This is a genomic window from Lactonifactor sp. BIOML-A5 (assembly GCF_009677585.1).
Classification (GTDB): Bacteria; Bacillota; Clostridia; order Lachnospirales; family Lachnospiraceae; genus Lactonifactor.
Window position 1 is genome coordinate 1 of record NZ_WKYV01000022.1, and the last position, 17,029, is coordinate 17,029.

General features: G+C 43.8%; 21 protein-coding genes and 2 pseudogenes. 12 read left to right on the forward strand and 11 right to left on the reverse strand.

Annotation, left to right across the window (positions count from 1 at the left end):
* The first annotated feature begins 208 nt into the window (after positions 1-208).
* Entirely contained in the window at positions 209-850 is a 642-nt protein-coding gene (locus GKG41_RS16110) for a Crp/Fnr family transcriptional regulator (protein ID WP_154260511.1), read from the forward strand.
* 101 nt (positions 851-951) lie between these two features.
* Here GKG41_RS16110 and GKG41_RS16115 read toward each other — a convergent pair whose 3' ends face one another.
* The 6 genes from GKG41_RS16115 to GKG41_RS16140 all read right to left on the reverse strand — a co-directional run bounded on the left by GKG41_RS16115 (position 952) and on the right by GKG41_RS16140 (position 5,130).
* Positions 952-1,293, reverse strand: coding sequence for a DUF3852 domain-containing protein (locus GKG41_RS16115; protein ID WP_154260513.1), 342 nt, complete (start codon positions 1,291-1,293; stop codon positions 952-954).
* Positions 1,294-1,313: 20 nt separating this feature from the next.
* Positions 1,314-1,790, reverse strand: coding sequence for a hypothetical protein (locus GKG41_RS16120; RefSeq protein WP_154260515.1), 477 nt, complete (start codon positions 1,788-1,790; stop codon positions 1,314-1,316).
* 14 nt (positions 1,791-1,804) lie between these two features.
* On the reverse strand, positions 1,805-3,481 hold the full coding sequence (locus tag GKG41_RS16125; protein WP_154260517.1) for a hypothetical protein: 1,677 nt from the start codon (positions 3,479-3,481) through the stop codon (positions 1,805-1,807).
* Positions 3,482-3,547: 66 nt separating this feature from the next.
* Positions 3,548-4,114 (reverse strand): DUF6550 family protein, encoded by a 567-nt coding sequence (locus tag GKG41_RS16130; RefSeq protein ID WP_154260519.1) that lies wholly within the window; start codon positions 4,112-4,114, stop codon positions 3,548-3,550.
* 90 nt (positions 4,115-4,204) lie between these two features.
* Positions 4,205-4,756 carry a hypothetical protein gene (locus GKG41_RS16135; RefSeq protein WP_154260735.1) on the reverse strand — a complete coding sequence of 184 codons (552 nt, stop codon included), beginning with the start codon at positions 4,754-4,756 and terminating at the stop codon, positions 4,205-4,207.
* A complete protein-coding gene (locus GKG41_RS16140) occupies positions 4,756-5,130 on the reverse strand; it encodes a DUF4320 family protein (RefSeq protein ID WP_154260521.1) in 375 nt (124 codons plus the stop codon). The genes GKG41_RS16135 and GKG41_RS16140 overlap by 1 nt, the downstream gene beginning before the upstream one ends.
* Between GKG41_RS16140 and GKG41_RS16145 the strand changes: the two are divergent.
* From GKG41_RS16145 to GKG41_RS16185, 10 genes and pseudogenes are all read left to right on the forward strand, one after another.
* Positions 5,120-5,254: pseudogene (locus GKG41_RS16145) on the forward strand (YodL domain-containing protein); the annotation flags it as partial. The gene GKG41_RS16140 and the pseudogene GKG41_RS16145 sit on opposite strands and share 11 nt — an antisense overlap.
* A gap of 96 nt (positions 5,255-5,350) precedes the next feature.
* Positions 5,351-7,837, forward strand: a complete 2,487-nt coding sequence (locus GKG41_RS16150; RefSeq protein ID WP_154260523.1) for a hypothetical protein — start codon at positions 5,351-5,353, stop codon at positions 7,835-7,837.
* Between the two features lie 6 nt (positions 7,838-7,843).
* Complete coding sequence (locus GKG41_RS16155; RefSeq protein WP_173015628.1) at positions 7,844-8,278, forward strand: A24 family peptidase; 435 nt, start codon at positions 7,844-7,846, stop codon at positions 8,276-8,278.
* Positions 8,275-8,406, forward strand: a complete 132-nt coding sequence (locus tag GKG41_RS23785) for a hypothetical protein (protein WP_279233634.1) — start codon at positions 8,275-8,277, stop codon at positions 8,404-8,406. Before GKG41_RS16155 ends, GKG41_RS23785 begins: the two co-directional genes overlap by 4 nt.
* A gap of 15 nt (positions 8,407-8,421) precedes the next feature.
* Positions 8,422-9,275: pseudogene (locus tag GKG41_RS16160) on the forward strand (RcpC/CpaB family pilus assembly protein).
* A gap of 5 nt (positions 9,276-9,280) precedes the next feature.
* The gene (locus GKG41_RS16165; RefSeq protein ID WP_154260527.1) at positions 9,281-10,087 is read left to right on the forward strand and encodes a ParA family protein; all 807 of its coding nucleotides are present in this window, start codon (positions 9,281-9,283) and stop codon (positions 10,085-10,087) included.
* Positions 10,087-11,607 (forward strand): CpaF/VirB11 family protein, encoded by a 1,521-nt coding sequence (locus tag GKG41_RS16170; RefSeq protein ID WP_154260529.1) that lies wholly within the window; start codon positions 10,087-10,089, stop codon positions 11,605-11,607. The genes GKG41_RS16165 and GKG41_RS16170 overlap by 1 nt, the downstream gene beginning before the upstream one ends.
* Entirely contained in the window at positions 11,604-12,533 is a 930-nt protein-coding gene (locus GKG41_RS16175; RefSeq protein WP_154260531.1) for a hypothetical protein, read from the forward strand. The genes GKG41_RS16170 and GKG41_RS16175 overlap by 4 nt, the downstream gene beginning before the upstream one ends.
* A gap of 13 nt (positions 12,534-12,546) precedes the next feature.
* On the forward strand, positions 12,547-13,419 hold the full coding sequence (locus GKG41_RS16180) for a secretion protein F (protein ID WP_154260533.1): 873 nt from the start codon (positions 12,547-12,549) through the stop codon (positions 13,417-13,419).
* A gap of 12 nt (positions 13,420-13,431) precedes the next feature.
* Positions 13,432-13,710 (forward strand): hypothetical protein, encoded by a 279-nt coding sequence (locus GKG41_RS16185; RefSeq protein ID WP_154260535.1) that lies wholly within the window; start codon positions 13,432-13,434, stop codon positions 13,708-13,710.
* Here the strand turns inward: GKG41_RS16185 and GKG41_RS16190 are convergent.
* The 5 genes from GKG41_RS16190 to GKG41_RS16210 all read right to left on the reverse strand — a co-directional run bounded on the left by GKG41_RS16190 (position 13,679) and on the right by GKG41_RS16210 (position 16,681).
* On the reverse strand, positions 13,679-14,158 hold the full coding sequence (locus GKG41_RS16190) for a YodL domain-containing protein (protein WP_154260537.1): 480 nt from the start codon (positions 14,156-14,158) through the stop codon (positions 13,679-13,681). The genes GKG41_RS16185 and GKG41_RS16190 overlap by 32 nt on opposite strands.
* Positions 14,159-14,171: 13 nt before the next feature.
* Positions 14,172-14,909: a DUF3849 domain-containing protein gene (locus GKG41_RS16195; RefSeq protein WP_154260539.1), complete on the reverse strand. Its 738-nt coding sequence runs from the start codon at positions 14,907-14,909 to the stop codon at positions 14,172-14,174.
* Positions 14,902-15,378 carry a hypothetical protein gene (locus tag GKG41_RS16200; protein WP_154260541.1) on the reverse strand — a complete coding sequence of 159 codons (477 nt, stop codon included), beginning with the start codon at positions 15,376-15,378 and terminating at the stop codon, positions 14,902-14,904. The genes GKG41_RS16195 and GKG41_RS16200 overlap by 8 nt, the downstream gene beginning before the upstream one ends.
* A 28-nt stretch (positions 15,379-15,406) precedes the next feature.
* Complete coding sequence (locus GKG41_RS16205; RefSeq protein ID WP_154260737.1) at positions 15,407-16,378, reverse strand: DNA adenine methylase; 972 nt, start codon at positions 16,376-16,378, stop codon at positions 15,407-15,409.
* Between the two features lie 111 nt (positions 16,379-16,489).
* The gene (locus GKG41_RS16210) at positions 16,490-16,681 is read right to left on the reverse strand and encodes a hypothetical protein (RefSeq protein ID WP_154260543.1); all 192 of its coding nucleotides are present in this window, start codon (positions 16,679-16,681) and stop codon (positions 16,490-16,492) included.
* A 103-nt stretch (positions 16,682-16,784) separates the two neighbouring features.
* Here GKG41_RS16210 and GKG41_RS16215 point away from each other — a divergent pair, with 103 nt between their 5' ends.
* Positions 16,785-17,027 (forward strand): helix-turn-helix transcriptional regulator, encoded by a 243-nt coding sequence (locus GKG41_RS16215; RefSeq protein WP_173015629.1) that lies wholly within the window; start codon positions 16,785-16,787, stop codon positions 17,025-17,027.
* The last annotated feature ends 2 nt before the right edge of the window (positions 17,028-17,029 follow it).

A 17,029-nucleotide genomic window follows, 5' to 3' on the forward strand; every position in this document is an offset into this window, starting at 1 on the left:
TAAGTGCTTTCAATGTCTTAACTTTATCCTTTTTTAAGGAAATCAAAAGGAATACGATCGTTCCTATCCACATTGCTACTGTAAAAATATCCATACAAATCCTCCATTTCTTTTTGTAATAATACAAATTATAAAGTAGTTTATCATTCTCAAATAGACACCAATGTTTCTTTTTGATATAATGTTTTTAGATGGAGGAGTAATTCACATGAATATTGACTTTTTACGAAATATTTCATTATTTTCAGCTGTAAAGGAATCTGACTTAGAAAAACTATTGGCAGGTAATCATATTTATAAAAAACACTATTCGAAGGGTGTAACCGTTCATAATGCAAATGAAACTTGTAGAACATTGGATATTGTATTGTCAGGAAGTTTGGTTGCGTATTCTTTATCAACTAATGGTTCATCAACTACAATGTTTGAATTTAGCAAAGGAAGTGTGATAGGAGCAAATTTATTATTTGGTGAAAACCACAGTTATCCTCTTAATATCTATTGTCTTACTGATTGTCAAATTGTCCACATTAACATAAATGCTGTATTAGGACTCTTGCACGACTACAATTTTACATTGCATTATATAAAGTCAATCTCACAAAATTCGCAAGGAATAAATCAGAAGATAGCAATGTTTACACAAAGAACACTTCGAGAAAATATTATGAATTATCTGAAACAGCAAACCATCATACAGAAGTCTTCAGTAATTCTGCTTCCAATTAGTAAAAGACAACTGGCAGATTATTTAGGTGTACAAAGACCTTCTTTGTTCAGAGAGCTTAAAAAATTAAAAGAGGAAGGTATTATTGAAATTAATAACCGTACAATTGCAATAAAAAAATGACATACCTTAGTATGAAGCCTTACCAAAGTTAACCTTGATTATATCGAAAGTGTGGGCAACCTCGCCTCCATTGGCCGGGTCGCCCACTTTTTATTTCACCATCATAATCCAAGTATAGTCCAAATATATAGCGGAGCCGTCAGCGTAAACACCAAGCAGGCAAACAAAATAGCCGGGGCCGCCCACTCAAACTGACCTGATTTGCGATAATCAAAGTAACTTAATCCGAGCTTGGCAAAGAAAAACACTGCCAAGATGAGGTCAATTGCTGGGAATACTACCTTGTTGACTACCGTTTTAATCTGTCCTGAGGCATCGTTCCAAGTGCTTTCAATGGCACCGGCCACATCGCCTGTGCCTGCGGCAAATGCGGTAGTACTGCAAAACAGGCAAAAGAGAAGTGCCACCACAAGAACAGTTACTAACTTTTTATGATTTTTCATACATTGTATCCACCTTTCCTTTAATAGCAAAAGCCTTGCATGGTAGGAGCTTCTGATGCTCTCAGCTGCAAGGCTTCGCTTATTTCTATAGTTTTTGGTTCTGATTTAAACTTCAGATCTCCACGATAACCGATTTTTAAGCTGCTGAATTCTTCGGCAAGAGCCTTTTGCTCGGCAGAGCATCGGCTATCTATTTCCTGATTCCACTTTACCCATTCACCATTTTGATACCTTGGGGTAAGCTCTAAGATAACATACTCATCGGGCTGAAATTTTGGGGATCGCTTTGGGATTCCGTTTATTCCGATATATAAGCCACCCTCATTCATAACTGTCAGCTCCATGAGCCTGAGCGTATTCTCTACAGAACTGCAAAACCAACACTCTTTGTCTTGAAACTTTCGGATTCTTCCATCTGCCAATATCGCCGGAAGATTCTCCTTATTTGTGTAATGATACAGCACCTCGGGTGGTGATGCAATGCGTTCGTATGCCATTTTTCCCTCCTGTTTTAAGGCTGCAAGGGGCCAATATGCCAATCCTGCCAAAGTGAGCCACGGATTGTTAAACTGTCTGTGAGATTGGCAGAAAGCATTCCCACAGGAGTCCATCCGTCTATGAGCCAAGTGTTCACCTCATATTTTCCATCCGGCATCCAAATCGGTGAAAAATGTGTCCTATTCTTATAGGTGGAATAGTTATTCTTCTGAAATTCAAATCTACCGCCACCCATACGCTCTAACAAGCGCCAGTAGGTTTGGTAGTTAAACTCAGGGAAATAGCTGACAGCGTTCTGTGGCTGTGTAACAGCCGATCTTTGGGTAGTACGAATACTGCCGCTTGCAGTCTGATTAATTCCATAGCCCGATTTCATTATACGACCATTTGCTGTTGGGTTTTTGTCATCACACTTGATACTCATAGACGATGACAGACTTGCATAGTAACGGTCAAGGTCGAATTCGTACCATCCATGATCGCACCAATATCCGTCCTCATCATCACCGTGCCATACCCAATATTCCTGCCACCACGGGTCCCATACTGTCCAATCGGCTCGGTCTTTTTCTGCTCTTTTTGGAACAGCTTCTTGCTTGAAGCTATCGTTGCGGTCATCGGCAACAGGATTCGGTGGCGGGTTTTTATTAAGGTCAACAATCTTACAGTTGATAGTGGTTTTATCTGTACCGCCGGAGCCACGAATAGACACATGAATAGCCATATCCTGCTCGGTAGCAGGGGTAGTCCATTTTACCCATGCAAGCTGACTGTCACCCTCTGGGTAATAGACATTACCCACATTATAGGTTCTCCCGCCAATATTGAAGCTGATCGTTGTAGGAGTATCGGGATCAGACTGACCACCACTTACCGTTACTGCTGTAATCACCTCTGTATTTACCCTGTATTCGTAATCATAAGCAGAAACAACAGGAGGCTCCGGCTGCTCTGTAAAACGCACAACACCAAGACCGAGGGAGGATTTAATGTCTGCATTGGAAGCTGCCTTGGTGGTACTTCCTACCCAAGCCGGGTAGCCTAAATCCGACACCTCCAAGAACATAGCGAGGGGCAGATTCTTATGAGACAGCGACACCATGCGTTTTCGCAGAAGACCCCCAACCTGTTCGTCATACATGGCGGCCTCGGTCGCAGTGGTAGCAATCATGACTCCTTCAAATTTGTAAAAGGCTAATGGTTCGAGAAGTAGCTTATACTTGCCACCGATTAACACATCGTAGTCCATGCCGGTATGATTTGCTATCAGTTGCACTGTATATTCTGAGCAAAAATACTTCTTAATTCCTTCAATATTATTGCTCCCGCTGCTACTCACAATCCGAGGCATAGATTGGGGTAGGTTAATATACTGGAATGTACCTTGTTGTGGTGATAATCCACTTCCATTGTTATATTGAATTTTACTAACCTTTCCAAAATGAAACATTGTTGACGGCGGTTTTTTATTTGTTAAATCAATAGGGGTTGTCACGGGTGAATGGTTTTCCGCTTTAACTACCGTTACTCGCACACCGTCATTGCCCGGTGACCATGAATTGGTAGATGTTCCATCACCCATTCCACCGCCACCTCCATCAATGTTTCCGTCCCCAACTGCAAAGGCAGGAACAGAAAGACAACAGACTAAAGCAAGGGAAAGACACATTGAAATTAATCTTTTCTTCATTGGAACTCCTTTCCGCAAAGAAAAAATGCACCGCTTTTACAGTGCATTTCCTTTACTTGATATATTCTATTCTCCCATGATGCCGACTTGCTTGTTGATGTCGCCATCGCTTTCACCAATAGTACCTTGATTTTCACCACTGTTTTCAATCCAACCAAATCCGGGGAGATAGGTTTCACCTTTGCTATTAACATCCCCGCCTTGAGGCTGATTATCGGTCTTAGGTGGTGTAACAGGTTTTTCTACCTTATCGTGATCCTGCAGTTTGTCATTTTCGGTTACCTTATCGCCATTGGGCTTTTGCTCTGGATTTTTCAGTTCTTCTTCAATGTAGTTGGGCTTTTCTGATGTATTTGGCTGAATGGTCTGCTCAGTACCTTTGTCCACACCGTTTGCAGATTCAGATTCCTGTGGGATTTGGATAGGCGGTACCGTAATACCATCCTCTTTTTCTGTGATATCAGGGGTATCCACCACCACATCTTGGGAGCTGCTGCTCTGAGGCGGGATATCTACATCCTGAATAGGCGGTGTTCTGAACTGTCCTGTAATTGCCACCACGAGGACAGCACTTAGGGCAAGACCTCCGGCAATAAAAAGCCATTTCTTTGTTTTTTCATTCATATTCTTCATATGGGATTTCCTCCGTTCTTTTTTTGTTAAGCCACACATTACCATAGAAAGTAAGTAATAGCTACTGAAAGAATGCAAGTTATCAGAAACTTAAAATTTAGGGGTATAACCGGCGCTGTTTTTCACCTTAATTCGCATAGGTGGCAAGAGTTTTCCGCCAAAGGATACAGGAACTTCAAGCATAATAGAACTGTCTACTTGAAATCTGTCACCCTCACGATCTGATGTGGCAAGGGGTGCATTCTCAATATCTACTTGTAGATTCCATATCCTAAACTGCATTTCGGTGGTATCGCTTGCAGATTTGATGTGATATCCGTTTTCAACGGATAAGCCAAGTATTGTATCCATTTTAGCATAAATATCGCCGTAATCCAACGATTCTTCAAAGTCATCTGACAGTGGCTGATACCCACCTGAATATCCCTCACGCACTCCGTGGTAGACATCATCATAATTTTCGGTGACTGTTGCAATGACGGCATCTTGCAGAGCATCACGAACACCCTCCGCAACAATTATAAGGCGAAAGCATTCTGAAATACCTGTAAAAATCATAACCAAAACAAGAGTAATGGCAACGGCTAAAGGATAACCGTTGCCACGATTATTTTTTAGGGATTTCAATAGTTTTCGTATCATCATTTCCAATACACCTCGCTTTTTCCCATTGCCTCACCACGTAGGGTTACGGGGAATGAGCCTATGTCACCAAACAGTCCAATATCCATTTGGTAGGTTACCATCACAGTGATTTCCTCGTTAAGCTGAATCTTGCCTGTGCGTGACCAATTAACATCGGGGTCAATGCCTGTCTTTTCAATAAGGATTTCTTCTCGTCTTGCTGTTTCTGAACCGACTCTGCCTGCAATCTCTGCTTCACGCATCAGTTCGGTTGCAAAGGTATCCACCTTTTGTTTGGCAATGTAGGCTGGGAAAACCTTAACCGCAAGAGCAATCACGAGCATGGCACAAAGAACAAGCACCACCACATCAATATAGCCCTCTCTTTCCATGTCCGATGTAGTGGAACTGTATGACGAAAGCGGCAGTGAGTTTCATTATGTGGATCAGTTTGGATTTAGAGAGGTTGACTTTGAAGCACAGGAGCAAACGCAAGCATTTGATATGAAAATGTAGTGGTAGTTTCTATCGTGTACATTTTCTATGGTGTTGCGGAGGTTAAGAAAAGAATGCAGTGTCCACAAAATTATTTCAAAAACAGGAGGAAAACAGATGAAGCAGAACGATGCTTTGGCTCTTGATGTAAGAGTCAATCCCACCCAAAGCGGTGACAAGGTAAAGGCTTATACTGCAAAAATCACCATCTACCCTGTGGGTGCTGTAGGCTTCTATATTCCGAGCATTCTCCACACTGATGATACTGTAAAGGTGGAAACCACCCTTGCAGAAATCGGAGAGAAAATTGCCACTTGGACTGCCACTAAAAAAGGCAAGGAAATTCCTCTATCTGATGCCATCACAGGAACACTTACCAATGAGGGTGGCAATATCCGTTTCAAGGATAAGGGCGAATATATCCTCAAATGCTCATTTACCGATGACGGTGGCAGAACCTATTCCTATGAGCAAGCAGCAAAGGTCTATCCCATTCCCACTGTTACCTATACACAGCCAAAGCTCATTCATACCGATACCAAGGTAGCCATCAATACCACAGGCACAGACTTGGACGGACTTAGCTTGGAGTGGCTTGTAGACAACAGCTTCGGTTATCAAGACTGGGACACCTTTGTTACAGGAAATCTTAATAACGAGGGTGGAAATATTTACTTTAAGCGAGCAGGAATTTATGAGCTTGTGGCAAGAACCACCGATGAAACAGGCAGAGTATTCCTCTTTGAGCCTAAGAACAAAACCGAGGTGCTGCCGGTGCTGACCCTTGGCTTCGAACTACCCGAGGTTGCTTACACCGATACCCAAATCGACATTCGAACCAGTGGTCACAACAATACTCTGCCAATGGAGTGGTCACTTACTAAGAACGGAAAGAGCATCGCAATATCCTCCGCTACTGATGGGGAGCTTAATAAGTTAGGTGGAAAGGTGCGTTTTACCTCTCACGGTGAATATGTCCTGACCGCCAAGATGGTGGATCTTCTTGGCAGAAGCTATTCCCACAGCGAAAGCATCACCATTATGCCTATCGTAGATTTTGCTTTTACAATGCCCACAACAGTGCATTACGGCAAGTCTTTCGAGGTTGCAATCAGCAAATCTCAACATACAGAAAAAGCAAATGCGGTATGGACTTTAAGCAAGAATGGTGAATCCTGCTCCTATGTTGGCGAGCTTTCCAAGAATGGAGGAACAATCGCAATCAATGACATTGGTGAATTTACGCTGACTGCGGTTGTCACCGATATCTTGGGCAGAGAGTGCCGTTATTCCCAGAGCATCACGCTGACCAACACCCTGCCGGTAATCAGTGAAGTTAACGCAGTACCAACAAGAACAGTAAAAGACGGCAAATTCCTTGTAAAGATTTCTGCCAATGCTACCGATTCAGACGGCGATACCACCACATTGGAATGGCAAGGCAGAACCGAGGGCGATTACTATGCTGTTGGTACGCACACAATCAAGGTACGAGCAAAGGACAGCACAGGAGCCTATGGTGAATGGATAAACAAAACCTTTGAGGTGATCAATGCCGCACCTACCATCAGCGCGTTTACCGCATCCCCGACAAGAACAGTAAAAGACGGCAAATTCCTTGTGAACATTACTGCCAATGCTGCCGATGCAGACGGCGATGACACCACATTGGAATGGCAAGGCAGAACCGAGGGTGATTACTATGCTGTTGGTACACACACCATCAAGGTACGAGCCAAGGATATTGCCGGAGCATATTCCGAATGGGTAAGCAAGACATTTACTGTTGTGAGCAATAAGCCGACTGTAACACTGACAGCAACGCCTACCCGTACCGTGAAAAACGGCAAGTTTCTTGTGAACATTTCCACTACAAGCAACGATGCTGATGGAGATGCCATTACCTTGGAATGGGAAAACAAAGCAGCCGACAACTATTACGCTGTGGGAACGCATACCATTCGTGTCCGTGCCAAGGACAGCACAGGAGCATATTCCGAATGGGCAAGCAAAACCTTTGCCGTGGCAAACTCTGCACCCACTCGTCCTGTGATTACAAGAACACCAAACGGCAATTGTGTGGCACCGGGAACAGCGGTAACCATTACCGCCAGCAGCACCGATGCAGACGGCGATGCCATCACCTATGTATGGGAAAACCGTCCCGCACAAAGCCACGTCTATCCTCTTGGGAAAAATGTTGTGCGAGTAAAAGCTGTGGACAGTACAGGTGCTGAGTCTCCGTGGTCAGCTATCGTATTCTTTGTGGCTGACGGAAATGGAAGTGGTGGAATGACACTGACAGGACCCGACTCTACGATTTTGGAAAACGGCATTGAGGGTGCAACCATCACCAAATACACCTTTACTGTTCCGCCGGTCAGCGGACATAACGGCAATGACTACGGCAGAGTGCGTGGATACAATGTGCTGACCAAGCAGTGGGATCAGCTTGATTACGGCACCACCTCAAACGGTATTACCTTTGAAAAGAGCCTCAACAGTGGTTTGTATTCCAAGTTGGAGTTTTACTACTATACCAATCACAGCTGTATGTATCAGAAGTCAAACATTACCTACAGCGTAGAGTATTTCTTCGAGTAAATGCCCATGAATATCATCATTCAAGCAGTTTTGTTCACAGCATTACTCATTTATATTGCCGTGAAAGATGCGCAGACAAGAGAGATATCACCATACCTTTGCATCGGGATTGGCTGTTTAAGTCTGCTTGATTTTCGTCCCGAAAATCTCTTAGGACTGGGTATCCCCGTTATTCTATGGGCTTGTGCTACATGGATTTGTCCCGAGCAGCTTGGCGGAGGCGATATTAAGCTGACTACTGCCGTAAGTGTTCTCATCGGCTTTACCGCTGCCGCTTACGGAATCATCATCGCATTTACCTTAGAGCTGCTGATATTTCAACAAATCAAAAGAAAACTGACAAAGCAAGGGGCAAGGAACTACGCCATGCCTCTTGCTCCTTTTTTAGCCGTAGGATTTTTAATCACATATTTCATGAAATTAGGAGGACTAACCATATGAGAAAAATCAAGAACAAAAAGAGCATCGTGGCACTTTGTGTCATTGTTCTCATTGCCACAGCACTTGCCTTTGTGCCGAAAATGGTAAAAGAGTATAAAAGAAAAAAATTCACATCGACATCGTTTTAAGGGAGGATCATAATGATGAAATTCATGAAGAACAGAACCGTAGTGGGTATCCTTTGCATCGCCTTGTCCCTGCTTATTTGTTTTGGCATTACACCGCTTTTCAATCAGAGCATCAGCCTAAAGACTGAGATTGTCCGTGTGGCAAAGGAAATTAAGACAGGCGATGAAATCACCAAGGATATGGTGCAAACCGTAGAGGTTGGAGCATATAACCTGCCCGAAAATATCCTCAAGACAAAAGAAACTGTGATTGGCACATTCGCAACCGCAGATTTTGCTGTGGGTGACTATATCCTGAACACCAAGGTGTCGCAGACTCCTGCCTATGAAAATGCCATCTCTACAATCTTGATGGCACAAAGCAAGCAATTTCGCTCACCCTTAAAACCTTTGCAGGCGGTCTTTCGGGCAAACTACAGTCGGGTGATATTGTTTCGGTAATTGCTCCCGATTTCAGAGAGCAAGGCTTAACCATTATTCCGCCCGAACTTAAATATGTAGAGGTAATCTCTGTAACTGCTCCCAGTGGCTATGATGCCAATACAGGCGAGCAGACTACTGACGAAGATGAGCGAGAATTGCCCTCTACTGTGACTCTTCTTGTCACTCCCGAACAGGGCAATATCCTTGCGGAATTGGAAGCGGAGGGCAAGAGCCATTTGTCCCTTGTATTCCGTGGTGATAATGAAAAGGCACAGCAGTTTATTACTATTCAGGAGGACGTAATCAATAAAATCCATCATCCTGAGTTGTCGGAAGAACCTGCAGCCGAGGAAACAATTACTGAGGTTGTATCTGAACCGTCAGAGCAGTCTGTTGATAATAAAAATCCTCAGACGGGAGAAAGCACTGCAAACAAGGAGGAATAAGCTCGATGAACTTTATGAAAAACAGCGTATTTAAAAAGCCGGACAAGACCGAACAACCCAAGGAACAGGTTTTGCATGGCGGTGTCCTTGCGGTTTGGGGCAGCCCCAGCAGTGGCAAAACCGCAGTGGCAGCCAAGCTTGCCAAGCATCTTGCCGACAAGCGAAAAAATGTGGTCTTGCTTTTGTGCGATATGACAGCACCTATGCTTCCTTGCATCTGTCCACCTTCGGATTTGGAGTGCGAAAAATCATTAGGCAGTATTCTTGCCGCCCCTCATGTCAACGAATCCTTGGTGAAATACCATATGATTACCCACAAAAAGATGGATCATCTGACCATCTTGGGAATGCTGAAGGGCGAGAACGAATATAGCTACACCCCATTCGGAGAAACGCAGGCAAGAGAGCTGATTGAGTCTCTTCGCAAGATTGCACCATTTATCATCATTGACTGTGGCAGCTATATTGCCAATGATGTGCTGTCCGCAGTGGCACTTCTTGAAAGTGATGCGGTACTTCGTCTTGCAAACTGTGACCTAAAATCGGTCAGCTATCTGTCCAGTCAGCTTTCCACATTGCAAAGTGCGGGACTTGATTTTGAAAAGCAGTATAAATGTGCTTCCAACATCCAGAGCAATCACGGTATCGAGCATATGGGAGGTGCTATGGGAAGCCTTAGCTTCAAGCTCCCGCATTCCGAGGAACTGGAACAGCAGTGCCTTGAGGGCAATCTCTTTTCAGATTTAACCCTAAAGGATAGCAGAGATTTTCGCCGTGAGCTTGAAAAAATTGTAAAGGAGGTGTTCGGCTAATGAAGTTAGGTAAAAAGCGAGGAAACTCTATTTTTTATAGGGATAAGGAAATCACGGAAGTAGCCCAAACTCAAGAGCCTCCTGCAAAAGTAAATGTTGTGGAGGAACGAGCTGAAGAAATCCTCACAACCGAAAAAGAAAATATTGTACCGATAGAGCTGGGCGTTAAGAAAAATACCCACTCTATTTTTTTTGCACCCGAAAACGAGGGCAAAGACTTTTCATCTGTGCTGAAAGAGGTACAAGAGTACATCTCCGAAAACTATGCCCAGCTTATCACCGACAGCTCCCTTGAAGATGCCAAGGAGCAGATGAAACGCTACATCTCCAAATTTGTTATGGAAAAGCGAATGGCTGTCAAGGGTATGTCCGGCAATGAACTAATTGACGCCCTCTATACCGAGATGGCGGAGTACGGTTTTTTGACCAAATATATCTTCGGCAAGGGTATTGAGGAAATCGACATCAACTCTTGGCAAGATATTGAGGTGCAGTATTCCGATGGGCGAAATGTAAAGTTAGATGAGCATTTCGACTCCCCCGAACACGCCATCAATGTGGTGCGAAGAATGCTCCATGTGTCGGGAATGGTCTTGGATAATGCCAGCCCCGTTGTCCTTGGACATCTTTCCAAAAACATTCGTATTGCTGCTATGAAAACACCCATTGTGGACGAAGATGTGGGCATCTCTGCCTCCATTCGTATCGTAAACCCACAGAGCATGAAGAAAGAGGACTTTGTTAAAACAGGAACTGCCACAGGCACCATGCTTGACTTTTTATCGGCTCTCATTCGCTATGGCATTTCTGTCTGCGTTGCCGGTGCTACCAGTAGCGGTAAAACCACCGTCCTCGGTTGGCTTCTCACCACAATTCCTGATAACAAGAGAATTTACACCATTGAAAATGGCTCTCGTGAGCTTGACCTCACACGCTTTCAAAATGGTAAGGTGACCAACTCGGTAATCCATACCCTAACAAGGGATAGTGAAATCGAAAGCCAAAAGATAGACCAAATCAAGCTGCTGGACATGGCTCTTCGTTTCAATCCCGATATTGCCGTTGTTGGAGAGATGCGTGGAGCGGAAGCCAATGCAGCACAGGAAGCCGCCCGAACAGGCATTGCGGTGCTGACCACCATTCACGCAAACTCTTGTGAAGCCACTTACCGCCGAATGGTATCTCTGTGCAAACGTGCTGTGGATATGAGCGATGAAACCCTCATGCAGTATGTGACCGAAGCCTATCCCATCATTGTGTTCTGCAAACAGCTTGAAAACAAGCAGCGCCGCATGATGGAGGTTATGGAGTGCGAAATACTGCCAAACGGCGAAAGAGTTTACCGCACCATCTTCCAATATGTCATCACCGAAAACCGCATGGAGGACGGCAAATTCATCATTGACGGTCATCATGAGCAAAGAGCCTCTATTTCCGAGAGCCTATCGAAAAGACTGCTTGAAAACGGTATGCCTTTGGCACAAATCGAAAACCTAAAAAGTGAGGTGAAAACAGCTTGAATATAGTTTTACTCCTTGCCTGTGTGGGAATGATCACAGGCTTTTTTATTTTGCTTTCCATTACACCAACCGAATTTACAGATGGCGTGTTCTCAAAGCTGTTGTCCAATTCCAAGAGTTTAAAGGCACAAATCAATGAGAGTACCAACCGTAAAAAGATAGGATTTTTCAAGAGAGAAATTACCGAGGTACAAGAGATTTTAAGGGTGACAGGCAGAAGCAAGCGTTTTCCTGTTCTGTGCCTGTTGTCTTTGGCACTATTTTCTGTTGGTGCAGCGATTACCATCAGCTTTGGCAACTTCTTCGCCGTACCTGTCCTTGCGGTTGGAATGATGATGTTGCCATTTTGGTATGTTCGCTTAACCCAAAGCCACTTTAAAAAGGACATTTCCGCAGAGCTTGAAACGGCGCTTTCCATCGTCACCACAGCCTATCTCAGAAATGAGGATATCGTAACAGCAGTGGAGGAAAACATCGGGTATCTTAACCCTCCGGTGCTATCGGTATTCAAGGCATTTACCTATCGAATTAAGATGATTGACCCTGACATTGTGTCTGCACTGGGGGCAATGCGAGGTCAGATTGACAACGCTGTGTTTCATGAGTGGTGCGATGCCATGATTTCTTGTCAGTACGACAGAAGCCTAAAAAGCACCCTAACACCCATTGTAACAAAGCTCAGTGATATGCGAGTAGTAAACGGAGAACTTGAAAACTTGGTGTTCGGTCCACGAAAGGAATTTATATCAATGCAGGTGCTGATGCTCTGCAACATTCCATTGTTGTATTTTCTCAACAAGGATTGGTACAACACCCTTATGCACTCAGCACCGGGGCAGATTGTTCTTGCAATTTGCTTTGTGATTATGTTTGTATCTATGGCGTTTGTGGTGAAGCTGACACAACCAATCGAATACAAACGATAACGGAGGTGGGAAAATGCAATTTTTAATTTTACTCTTTGGCACATTCTTCGGTTTGGGACTGTTCTTCATCCTTGCTGATGTGCTGAAGCTCCCAAGTCTTGCTACAGGCAAGGCAATGCTCACCGCAACCAAACAAACAGGCGAAAAAGCAAAATCTGTAGATGCAATGATCACTGCGTGGTCTGTGAAACTTGCGAAATGTCTGCCTATGGACGAGTATAAAAAAATCCGTATGCAGCACACCCTATCGGCCGCAGGCATGAAAGAAACACCGGAGGAATTTACCGCCTATGCCATTCTTAAATCAGGAATGATTGCACTTGCGGTGATTCCTTGCCTTTTGGTTTTCCCACTCCTTGCTCCAATTGTGGTGTTCTTATCGGTGATTGTCTATTTCAAAGAAATTCGCAAAGCAGCTGAAAAGCTATCGGCCAAGCGAGAAAAAATTGAGGTGGAACTGCCGAGGTTTGTTGCAACCATCACACAGGAATTAAAGGCAAGCCGAGATGTACTCTCTATGCTTGACCACTACAAAAAGAATGCCAGTGAGGAATTCGCAAAGGAACTGGATATTGTAACTGCTGATATGCGGTCATCAAGCTATGAGGCAGCACTCACCAGATTTGAGTCAAGGCTCAATTCCCCCATGCTTTCCGATATTACCAGAGGACTCATCGGTGTGCTTCGTGGTGATGACGGAAGTATGTATTTTCAAATGCTCTCACACGATATGAAGCAGTTGGAGCTGCAACGCTTAAAAGCTGAAGCGATGAAAATTCCACCGAAAATCCGAGTATTCAGCTTTTTAATGCTGATGTGTTTCCTCATGATGTACATGGTGGTTATTATTTTTGAAATCATCCGCTCTCTTGGCGGAATGCTGTAGGAGGTGAAGAAAATGACCGTAAAAGAATTGATTATAGAAAATCCCAATGTCTCCTTGGATCTAATGACACCGAGTGGATATGTGTTTTTGACACCTCAAAATGCACAGGAACTTCTGTCAGGACAAGATGTATCAGGAAATGCGGGAACTTCGGACAGCAGTATAAAAATACGTGCGGAGAAATTATTGTCACAGGAGATTGTGAGCATAAATGCAAAAGATAATCTGTTTCATATTTTAACCGAAAGCCCTTGTGAACCTAATTGGGAAATGGGGGTGACGATGTGCTGAAGGCATTAAAAAACAACCGTGGCGAGTGACCTTTGTAGCCATCGGGGTGGTTGATGTTGCAAATCTCATAGATTGCATCAAGGTTATTGGTGGGCAAGCTGCCATCAAAGACCACCTCGAAATTGTCTTTGCTCGGCTCCCCAAATTTCTCCTTAAATTCATCAAAAGAGATAAAGCGCATAGAAAAATCCGAATCGGCTTTTAGCTGCCAAATTCGGACATTCTTTAGGGTTTCTTCATTTTTCATAAACTGGGACACATCCTCCTTCCTCGCAAGAGCCTCAAAGATGCCGTCAGAAAAGCAAGGCTCAAATTTCTTTTCCTTACACCAGTTGGTGAGTTCTTCACACTGAAACAGTGTATCAATGTTTGCCGTGCTATCTTTAAGGTATCCCGAGGGACTTCCATAGTAGTAAATCAAGCTGTTTTTGAGTTTTATGCTCTCCATGATTTCCTCCAATCTACTGAATCTCCATCCCTCCCATACTTGGTACGGATGTATTGGATTGTGTTATCTCCTGCACCTTTTCTCTCGCCCAATCGGGGAGCAGCTCTGCTTTCAGCTCACCGATAAAGTCACTGCGATCATACTGGCATTTTTCTCCGTCAGAAAGAAATCTGCCGAACACCTTTCTGCCACTTGCCGAGGGACTACACCCAAAACCACCCTCACATAAAACAAGCTGGTCACGAGGTGTTTTGTAATCATCTTTTAAACAGGTGGGTTTGAGTACCATCACTCTGCCGGTGTAGTCAAGATGTGTTTTATCGTTGCAGTGGGCGTGATTCCAAAGGTTTAGACTGTCATATTCCTTGCGAGCAAGGTTAATGAAACCATCGAGAACAGCGGTGTGGCTGTCCACACGGAACTCAGCATTTGCATTCATTCCGTTGATTTTATTTTCGGGGATATAGATGCTCTTTGCCCACTCCTTGTTATCCCTCGAAAATCTGCCGTCATGGTCAAGCTGCTGCAAGGTATTGGCAAGGACGAAGTTTACCCGGTCATAGCCAAACTCCGCAATCGCCATCTTTGCAACATCATGACCTAAGTGGTAACCGTCAAAATTTGCATTGATCGTGTCCTCAATAAAGTCAGCACAGCGGTTATTTTCTCGCAAAGATTCTTGGTACTGCTCCAGTTCGCCGTTTCGCTTGGCTTCATTTAGACTGTAGGGATACACATATCTTTTATCCATGCAGAAGCTCCCCCTTTACCAAAAGCGCGTCAAGCTCTCCGAGGCAGATGCCATAATTGGAGAAAAGCTCAAGCAAGTGAGGCGGCACATCGGAGATGTCATGGTCGTACTCGGCAGGCTCAATGTGAATGATACCGGCATCTTCCTCCACAAAGGCATTTAGCTTTGTTCCTTCGGGGATTCCGGCAATCTCCAAAACCTCATCGGGCAAGTGGATACCCTCAAAGTCCAAATCCTCACAATGACCGCAGTCATCGCACTCACCACAGTTTTTTGCCAAGATGGAGAGATACCCCTGTGTAATTTCCGCAAGGGAGGCAATGGTCTTAATCATCTCCATTGCTGTCATCTTGGCACCTGCGATAACGATGGCACCCTCTGTGTGGATAACTGCAATTTCATCTCTCAAGCCTGCTTTTGTAATGGATTCATTGCTTACGGTAAACCCCTTGCTTTGATTGTTTTTCATTGAAATTCCTTCTTTCTGTAAAATAAAATTAAGCCTTCAACGGTGATGAAGGCTCGTGAATGAGTTTGTATTCTCCTTCGTTCAAAAGGCTGATAAAGGAGAATAAATTTAATTGGTGATTCTTCATTTGGAGATATGGTATTGGGTCATAGTTGGTGATAATCAGTTCTTCATAAACATCTCCTTCCTTGTGGGACATACTGTTTGGTCTTGTAGTATGGAAAATATAGAAGTCTTGGTAAAGCTCTATAATTTCTGCGGAATTGTTGTAGCTGACCATAACATAACCCTGTGCTTTTTTCAGTGCATCTCGAAGTCTGATATGGTCGGCTTTTGGGAATGCCACGGCATAAAATCCCTCGGCGTCATAGTACGGGGGATCGCAATAGATAAAGGCATTCGGTCTATCGTACTGCTTAATAAGGGCTTCAAAGTCCTTGTTTTCAATGGTGACCTCCGAAAAGGCACGGTTAAATCGCCAAATATCCACAAAGAACCTGCGGACATCACATCGTTTGCCACCGTAGGTATCGCCATTGGCATTAAAGCTGTAACGGAGCAGTTTGTAGTAAATGGCGGCTCTCTTGATATCCTTTTCATCTGCATTTGCAAGGAGCAGTTTTTTGGCTTCTGTTGCACTTGGCGGCGAGAGCATAATTTCTGTGAGCTTTAGCTCCTGCTTTAAATCTTCCTCGGTAAATTCTTCTTTTGCAATGAAACGCTTAAACACCTCAAAGTCATCACGAGCATTGAGAGTTAAAAAACCAATCTCACGAATGAGTGCAAGCGGCTTATCTCTGGCACACCGCATAAGGTTTACAAGATTGGCATTGAAATCGTTATATACCTTCAGGGTACTTGGGGGACAGTCAAGGTTTAAAGTCACCGTTCCGCTACCACCAAACACATCAATGCTCCGTTCATACCTGGGCGGAGCAAGTAGGTTAATCAGCCACATGAGCTTGCCTTTGCCGCCCACCCAGCTGATAATGCTTTTCATCAATTTTTATCACCCCCTTGGTTAAAAAACGGCACAAAAAAAGACCGACTGCTCGGCTGTAAAAACAGCGGAACAATCGGCCTTAAATGCGGTTTTCTTTTTTCAGTTCTGTCAGCAAATAGAGCTTGCCATATACGGTAAGCCATAGCAAGCCCCGAAGTAGAAGGTGTCAATGCCATTTTCAATTGCCTTGTTGATTTCCTCCCATAGTCTTAATTTCAATGTTTCCAGTTGTTTTGCCTTTTTTGGTAGCTTTTCGCTTCTATGTCCTGTGAAGCAGAGTGAGTGTTCTTTTTTCTGCATAGTATCGCTCCTTTCGTATTACACTATATATATAGTATCTATATATATGTAAATAGTCAAGATGTAATGTTACATATAGACTATGTATAGAGAGGTGAATAATATGGATAATACTAACTCAATTTTTGAAATGAAAGACTATGGCAAAATTAACTTCCATGTGAAAGAAATCATGGATGCAAAAAATATAACACGGAGCAAGCTTTCTAAGCTTTCCAACGTTCGTTTTGAAGTAGCTGATAAATGGTACAACGGAAATATTGAGCGAATGGATATTGATGTACTCACTCGTATTTGCTATGTTTTGGATTGCAGTATTTCCGATTTAATGAGCTATGAAAAGTAGGG